The sequence below is a fragment of the Arhodomonas sp. KWT genome, from assembly GCF_010993615.1.
In genome coordinates, this window is sequence record NZ_WNXE01000279.1 from 1 (window position 1) to 2,702 (window position 2,702).

Below are 2,702 nucleotides of genomic sequence, written 5' to 3' on the forward strand. Positions count from 1 at the left end.
CTCGCGGACGGGCAGATTCACTACCACCGGCCCTGCGACGACGAGCTCCACGCCGTCCTCGACGTGCCGGCGGATCTGGCCGATACGGTGATGGCTACCCTGGGGCGGCGTCGTCGGGCCCGTGCGGAGCTCACGGTATACCTGCCCGGTGCCGAACGTCCGGCGGCGACCTTCAGCGGCCGGTTCGTCGCCCTGCCCTGATCGCGACCCCGGCTCTGGTACACTGCGCGGTCCCGGCGGCCGCGTTCCGCTGATCCGCGGTCGTCCGCCCAATCAGCCATGACACAGGGGGGAAAGCATGAAGCGTCTCGTGCTGCTGCGCCACGGGCAGAGCGTCTGGAACCTGGAGAACCGCTTTACCGGCTGGAAGGACGTCGACCTCAGCGAGCGCGGCCGCGATGAGGCGGCCGGCGCCGGCCGTCTGCTTCGCGAGCACGGCTACTCGTTCGACTACGCCTTCACCTCGGTGCTTACCCGGGCGATCCGCACGGGCTGGATGGTCCTCGACGAGCTCGACGAGCTCTGGATCCCGATGACCAAGGACTGGCGCCTCAACGAGCGCCACTACGGTGCGCTTACCGGCCTGAACAAGGCCGAGACCGCCGAGGAGTACGGCGACGAGCAGGTCCACGTGTGGCGGCGCAGCTACGCAACCCCGCCGCCGGCGCTGGCGGAGGACGACGAGCGTCATCCACGCTTCGATCCGCGCTACCGGCACCTGTCCGCGGGTACCCTGCCGGCGACGGAATCCCTGAAGAGCACCCTGGAGCGGGTGCTACCCTACTGGGAGAGCGACATCCTGCCGGTACTCCGCGAGGTGGAGACCATGCTGATCGCCGCCCACGGCAACAGCCTTAGGGCCCTGATCAAGCACCTCGACGGTGTCTCCGACGAGGCGATTACCGGCGTCGAGGTGCCCACCGGCAAACCGCTGGTCTACGAACTCGAGGACGACTGCAGCGTGCGCCGGAGCTTCTACCTGCACGAGCAGTGACCCTGGAGGGGCCATGAGCGAGCCCGAACGCGTAGCGTTAATCACCGGCGGCAACCGCGGTATCGGCTTCGAGACCGCACGGCAGCTCGCCCGCGCCGGGATCAAACCGGTGCTCACCAGCCGCGACGGCCTGCTGGGCAAGGCGGCGGCGGACAAGCTCCAGAGCGAGGGACTGGACGTCGCCTATCATCCCCTGGACGTGACCCGCGAGACGAGCATTCAGGGGCTGATGGACTTCATCGCCAATGCCTTCGACCGGGTCGACGTGCTGGTCAACAACGCCGGGATCTTCCCCGAGCATGCGCCCTCGGACGGCACCCCTGCGCCGGGGATCCTGGAGGTGGATCGCGCCACCCTGGACGAACACCTCGCCGTTAACGCGTACGGGCCGCTGCGTCTCGCCCAGGCCATCGTACCGATCATGCGCCGGCACGGTTACGGTCGCATCGTGAACGTCACCAGCGGCTACGCCCAGTTTTCGCGCATGGGCCGGGGCTACCCTGCATACCGCTTCTCGAAGTCCGGGCTCAACGCCATCACCCGGCTTCTTGCCGCCGAGACCGACGGCGAGAACATCCTCGTCAACGCCGTGGACCCGGGCTGGGTGCGTACGCGGATGGGCGGCGGCCAGGCCAACACCTCGCCCCAGGAGGCGGCGGCCCGGGTCGTCGAGGCGGCCTGCCTGCCGGACGGCTCGCCCACCGGCGCCCTGTTGCGTCACGGCGAGGCGGTGGCGTGGTAGCAGGCCATCACCCCGGTGCGTCCGCGCCGCGACGACGCGAAACGCGCCGTGTGACCGGCCTGTGCCGCGTTGCGCGGCACAGGCCCGGGGCCGGTGTGTCATGACCCGTTTTCTCGGAAAGGCGCTGCTGGTCCTGGTGGTGCTGGCGGTAATCGCCCCGGCGGCGGCGATCGTCTACAGCGGCGCACCGCTCACCGCCCCGCCAGGCATCGTCACGCGCGTGGTGTTCTACCTCACGGACAACCGCGTGAGCACCGTGTCCGGTTCCGCCTGGCCGGAGCGACAGCCCATGGAGGTGTCATCGCCGCCGGACCAGACGTTTGCCGCGGCGCGCCGGACCGTGCGTGCCCTCGGCTGGCAGGTCATCTCGATGAGTCACGGCGGGCACCGACTGTCCGCCGTGGACCGCACACCGCTGCTCGGTTTCGAGGACGACGTGAGCCTCCGTGTGGAGGCGGAAGACGAATCCGGCCGGAGCGTCGTGCACCTGCGCTCGGCCTCGCGCGTCGGCCAGGCCGATTTCGGCCGCAATACCGCACGGATCGTCGCTTTTCGTCAGGCCCTCCGGAAGCGGCTGGACACCGGCGGCTGACCGTCGCCAATGATGCGGGAACGCGCGGAACGTGCATGGAGCCGGCGTTTTAGTCGGGCACGATCGACGCGGAAGCCATTTCAGCAGCAGGTACCGCCCTGGCCCTGAACCTGCCAGAGGCAGATCGGGCGCCGCCGTCAGACCGTAAGTGGCATCCCGCGGGACCACGGGGACGTCGCGCACCGCACGGTGCACGACCTGCACGGGATCACGGAGTTCAGGGGCAGGTCGGCTGCTCCCGGCAGCCGACGTTGCCGGCACCGCAGGACGGGATGTTGGCTGCCAGGAGGGGCCAACCTTGGGGTGGCTCCATCCTGGATGACGGTTCCACAGGACCCGCCGGTCCCGGGAGCACCCCTCTCCCCCGGCCCCTC

General features: G+C 69.6%; 4 protein-coding genes. All 4 read left to right on the plus strand.

Annotation, left to right across the window (positions count from 1 at the left end; genetic code table 11):
• A partial coding sequence (locus tag G7A99_RS17830) for a YiiD C-terminal domain-containing protein (RefSeq protein ID WP_205599903.1) occupies positions 1-201 on the plus strand: 201 nt, incomplete at its 5' end.
• A gap of 97 nt (positions 202-298) precedes the next feature.
• Positions 299-994 carry a 2,3-diphosphoglycerate-dependent phosphoglycerate mutase gene (gpmA, locus tag G7A99_RS17835; RefSeq protein WP_018716802.1) on the plus strand — a complete coding sequence of 232 codons (696 nt, stop codon included), beginning with the start codon at positions 299-301 and terminating at the stop codon, positions 992-994.
• Between the two features lie 13 nt (positions 995-1,007).
• Entirely contained in the window at positions 1,008-1,736 is a 729-nt protein-coding gene (locus G7A99_RS17840; protein WP_018716803.1) for an SDR family NAD(P)-dependent oxidoreductase, read from the plus strand.
• Between the two features lie 100 nt (positions 1,737-1,836).
• Positions 1,837-2,328, plus strand: coding sequence for a DUF1499 domain-containing protein (locus tag G7A99_RS17845; RefSeq protein ID WP_018716804.1), 492 nt, complete (start codon positions 1,837-1,839; stop codon positions 2,326-2,328).
• Positions 2,329-2,702: the final 374 nt, after the last annotated feature.

Bases quoted from the DNA above. Each gene is read 5' to 3' on its own strand.
- gpmA (WP_018716802.1), top strand. From the start codon at position 299: ATGAAGCGTCTCGTGCTGCTGCGCCACGGGCAGAGCGTCTGGAACCTG.
- G7A99_RS17840 (WP_018716803.1), top strand. From the start codon at position 1,008: ATGAGCGAGCCCGAACGCGTAGCGTTAATCACCGGCGGCAACCGCGGT.
- G7A99_RS17845 (WP_018716804.1), top strand. From the start codon at position 1,837: ATGACCCGTTTTCTCGGAAAGGCGCTGCTGGTCCTGGTGGTGCTGGCG.